Origin of the sequence: Mesorhizobium sp. M5C.F.Ca.IN.020.32.2.1 (assembly GCF_004023105.1) — a bacterium.
Lineage (GTDB): Bacteria > Pseudomonadota > Alphaproteobacteria > Rhizobiales > Rhizobiaceae > Mesorhizobium > Mesorhizobium wenxiniae.
The window spans coordinates 1-4,534 of record NZ_RZSX01000534.1; the positions used below are offsets into that span (position 1 = coordinate 1).

Consider the following 4,534-nt stretch of genomic DNA (forward strand, 5'->3'; position numbering starts at 1 on the left):
CGTAGAGCTCGACGACATCGTGCACGGACGCAGCCAGATCGACCCGGCTGGTGCTTTCGGAGGAATAGCCCGCCTCCAACCTGGAGATCATCAGGATGGCGTTGAAGGTCTTTATCAGCTGGTCGGACTCGGCGATCGTCCCTTCCAGCGCCTGGCGGTAGTCGGTAGTGCTGTGCTTGCCGGAAAGCGTCGCTTCGGCACGGTTGCGCAACCTGGTCAGCGGTGTCTTCAGATCGTGGGCGATGTTGTCGGAGACCTGCTTCAGCCCTTCATTCAGCGTGGCGATCCTGGCCAGCATGGAATTGAGATTCTCCGACAGCCGGTCGAACTCGTCGCCGGCCCCGGTGACCGGCAGCCGGCCGGAGAGGTCACCGCCCATGATACGGCGGCTGGCTTCCGATACGATGTCGATGCGCTTCAGCGCTGCGCGGCCGACAAAGAACCAGATCAGGAGCCCGCCGAGCGCCATCATGCCGAGCGCCAGCATCAAGGCGCGACGGATGACGGCGCGGAACCGCTCAGGCTCGCCGAGATCGCGGCCGACGAGCATGATCATCTGGTTTGGCAGGCGCAGCACCAGCGCGATGGCGTTGTGGCCCTTCTCGCCTTCGACCTGGACTTCGCTCTGACTGGGTTCGTTTGGGTCGGCCACCGGGTTGCGTTGCCGCTCGAGCTCGCCCTCGCCGAAGCGGCGGTAGGAAAACGGCTCCGTCGTCCAGCCCTCGGCTTCGAGAACGCCAGGCTCCAGGCTCTGAACGTTTCCGGTCAGGATCTGGCCGTTGGTGTCGGCGATCAAATAGAGATTGGCGCCGGGCTGGCGGGAGCGCTGCTCGACCACGCGGACCAGCAGCGGCAAGCCGCCGCGCTGGTAGGCCCGGGCGAGGCCGAGCACTTCGTCGTTGATGGTCTCTTGCGTTTGGCCGGTCAGCATGCGTGCAGACAGCGAAGTCATGTAGAAGACGAGCAGCACCGCGCATATGGCGAACAGCAGGAGATAGAGCGCCGAAAGCCGCGCTGCCGTCGTCTTCATGATGGCCGGCATGGAAAGAGCCATGCTACCCGCTCTTGAGCATATAGCCGGCGCCACGAACCGTGTGCAGGATCGGCTTGTCGAAGCCCTTCTCGATCTTGCCGCGCAGCCGCGAGACGTGAACGTCGATGACATTGGTCTGCGGATCAAAATGATAGTCCCAGACATTTTCCAGCAGCATGGTGCGCGTCACCACCTGGCCGGCATGGCGCATCAGATATTCCAGCAGGCGGAACTCGCGCGGCTGCAGCGTGATTTCGCGCGCCGCGCGTCGCACCGAATGAGAGAGCCTGTCGAGCTCGAGATCGCCGACCCGGTAGAGGGTTTCGGCTTCCCTGGCGCTGGCGCGCCGGTTCAGCACCTCGACCCGGGCCAGAAGCTCGGAAAAGGCATAGGGCTTGGTCAGATAGTCGTCGCCACCGGCGCGCAAGCCGGTGACCCGGTCGTCGACTTCGCCGAGCGCCGACAGGATCAGCACCGGCGTCGTGTTGCCCCTGGATCTCAGACCGGCGATGACCGACAGGCCGTCGCGGCGCGGCAGCATGCGGTCGACGACCATCACGTCATAATCGCCGGAGTCAGCGAGCGCGAAGCCGGTTTCGCCGTCGCCGGCGACATGCGCGGTGTGTCCGGCCTCGGTAAAGGCTTTCTGGAGGTAATCGGCCGCTTCGCGATCGTCTTCTATGACGAGAATCTTCATGGGACCGTTATACGCGATTTCGCTGGAAGATTGAGTGGCCGGCATATGTATCGTGGCCTTCATCAGGGCGTTTCGCGAACAAAGTGATTCAAGGATACGCAGTAAGTCTTTGTTTTGGAATGTCGCTGACGCCGAGCCGCCGGCACCCCCGGATCAAGCCCGAGGCGGGCTTTTGGGCGACCTGCTTTGTTGTTTGACATGCCGTCAAACTTTGTTCGAGCGGCAGCGGGCTTCCATCGCCCGCTGCCGCTGGGGCGGAACACGATGACTGACTAACTAATGTATTCAAGCCCCGTGCTTTCCCGTGCGGCGGCTCCGGGGTGTTTGAAACCGCCGCACCGGAAAAGTTTGGACGTCAGCCCTTGGCGACAGGCAGCGCGACGAAGCGGTTGCTATCGTCGCGGGTGATCTGCATCAGCACCGCCTTGCGGCCCGACTTCACAGCATCGGCCATGGCCTTGGCGACGTCGTCGGTGCCATTGACCTCCGTCGAATTGACCGAAGTGATGACGTCGCCGGGCTGGATGCCGCGATCGGCGGCATCGCTGTCGGGATCGACATCGGTTACCACAAGCCCTTTGCCATCGTCGGACCTGGTGACGGTGAGACCGAGATCGGCCAGCGTATCGGCCTTTGCCGGAGCGGAAGGCTGCTGGTCGGCCGAAGCCTGTTTGTCGCTCGAAGGCAGCTTGCCGAGATCGACCTTGACGGTCTCACTCGTGCCGTCACGCCACAGCGTGACGTCGACGGGCTTGCCGGGCTGGTAGGCGCCGATCAGACGGGCGAGTTCCTTCGGCGAAGCGACGTCCTTGCCGTCCACCTGAGTGATGACGTCACCGGCGGTGATGCCGGCCTTCTTGCCGGGACCATCCTCCTGCGCGCTGGAAACGAGCGCACCCTTATCGGACTTCAGCCCGAGCGATTCGGCGATTTCTGAGGTGACCGGCTGGATCTCGACGCCAAGCCAGCCGCGCTGGACGGTGCCGTCCTTCATCAGATCCTGCACGACCTGTTTGGCCGTCGAGGCGGGAATGTCGAAGGCAATGCCCACGCTGCCGCCGGACGGCGAGAAGATCGCGGTGTTGATGCCGACAACCTGACCGTTGAGGTTGAAGGTCGGGCCGCCCGAATTGCCGCGGTTCACCGAGGCGTCGATCTGGATGAAGTCGTCATAGGGGCCGGCGCCGATATCGCGGCCACGGGCCGAGACGATGCCGGCGGTGACCGTGCCGCCGAGGCCGAACGGATTGCCGACGGCCACGACCCAGTCGCCGACGCGAACCTTGGAATCGTCGGCGAAGTCGACATAGGTGAACTTGCCGTCGCCTTCGACCTTGAGCACAGCGAGGTCGGTGCGCGGATCTGTGCCGACCAGCTTGGCGTCGAGTTCCTTGCCGTCATGCATCACCACTGTGAAGGACGAGCCGTCTCCGACGACATGGTTGTTGGTGACGAGGTAGCCATCCTCGGAGATGAAGAAACCGGAACCCTGGGCGACCGGCCGCGGCTGGCGGTCACGGCGTTCGAAACGCCGCATTCCATCCCGGCCATCCTGATCGCCAAAGCCACGGAACTCCCTGAAGAAGCGGCGCAATTGCGGATCGTCGGGAAGATTGCCGAAGGCGTCGGGCAGGTCGGAGCCGTCGTCGGCGGTCGTTTCTATCTTGGCTTTGACGCGGACACTGACGACCGCCGGCGAAACGCGCTCGACCACGTCGGCGAAGCTCGGGACCTGCGGTGCCTCGACACGCACCGCCTCGGCCAGGACCGGGGCTGTCCCGGTGGCAACCGCGCCGAAGCCGATCGCGCCGGCAATGGCCACTGAAGCGGCGGCAGCCAACAGGCGTTTGCGGGTGCGGGGATTTGAATTGGGGGCAATATTCATGGGTCTCGTATCCTCTTTCAAGGGATGCGCTTCGGTCGGCATCCTCGGGCAAGAGAAATAGGGGGCGCGCACATTACGGCGCCATTTCCGGTGCATGAAACTTTTGTAATGTTTGTGGGCGGCCGCCGCCTTCAGTCCCGGTGCAAAATAGTGTTCAGCTCCGCCTGCTCCTCGGCGGTCAACGCATTGGTTGCCGTCGAACGGCGCGACCGGGCGGTCAATACTATGAAAATCCCGCCGGCAAAGAGCAGAAACACCGGCGTACCCCACAACAGCGCATTGCGCAGGCTGAAGCGCGGCTTCAACAGCACGAACTCGCCGTAGCGGGAAACGATGTAGTCTATCACCTGCCGGTCGGTGTCGCCGGCGACGAGGCGCTGGCGCACCAGCACGCGCAGGTCGCGGGCAAGGTCGGCATCGGATTCGTCGATCGACTGGTTCTGGCAAACCATGCAGCGCAGCTGCTCCGAAAGCGTCCGCGCCCGCGCCTCGAGCGCCGGGTCGGCCAGAACCTCGTCGGGCTTCACCGCAAGTGCGGCGCCGGCAAACAACAGCGTCAGCAGCAAGACTAAGGAGGCCAGTGAAAATCTTGCGGTCATAGCAGGCTCGCGGAAGGTACGGCGCCCGCCGACTTGCGACGGCGGGACGGTGCCCCGATGCGCAGGCGCCGGTCCATGAGCGACATCGCGGCACCCGCCATCATGACAAGGCCGCCACCCCAGATCAGCGTCACCAGCGGCTTCCACCACAGCCGCACCACGACAGAACCGTCGGTCCCCTCGTCGCCAAGCGAGAGATAGAGCTGGCTGAAACCGATCGTCTTGATACCGGACTCGGTCGTCGTCATCTGTCGGACCGGATAGGAGCGCTTGGCGGAGGTGATTACAGCGGTAGTGCTTCCATCGGCGCCGAGCAGAGC

5 protein-coding genes are annotated in these 4,534 nt (G+C 63.9%); all 5 read right to left on the minus strand.

Going from position 1 to position 4,534, the window contains the following annotated elements:
* The coding region (locus EOA86_RS23620) for a HAMP domain-containing protein (RefSeq protein WP_128343858.1) at positions 1-1,054 on the minus strand (1,054 nt) is incomplete at its 3' end.
* 1 nt (position 1,055) lies between these two features.
* Positions 1,056-1,730: a response regulator transcription factor gene (locus EOA86_RS23625; RefSeq protein WP_029354580.1), complete on the minus strand. Its 675-nt coding sequence runs from the start codon at positions 1,728-1,730 to the stop codon at positions 1,056-1,058.
* A gap of 355 nt (positions 1,731-2,085) precedes the next feature.
* Positions 2,086-3,615, minus strand: a complete 1,530-nt coding sequence (locus tag EOA86_RS23630) for a Do family serine endopeptidase (protein ID WP_128343859.1) — start codon at positions 3,613-3,615, stop codon at positions 2,086-2,088.
* 131 nt (positions 3,616-3,746) lie between these two features.
* A complete protein-coding gene (locus tag EOA86_RS23635) occupies positions 3,747-4,214 on the minus strand; it encodes a cytochrome c-type biogenesis protein (RefSeq protein ID WP_128343861.1) in 468 nt (155 codons plus the stop codon).
* Positions 4,211-4,534 (minus strand): cytochrome c-type biogenesis CcmF C-terminal domain-containing protein (locus EOA86_RS23640; RefSeq protein ID WP_281035686.1); only part of this gene is annotated, 324 nt, incomplete at its 5' end. The genes EOA86_RS23635 and EOA86_RS23640, both read right to left, overlap by 4 nt.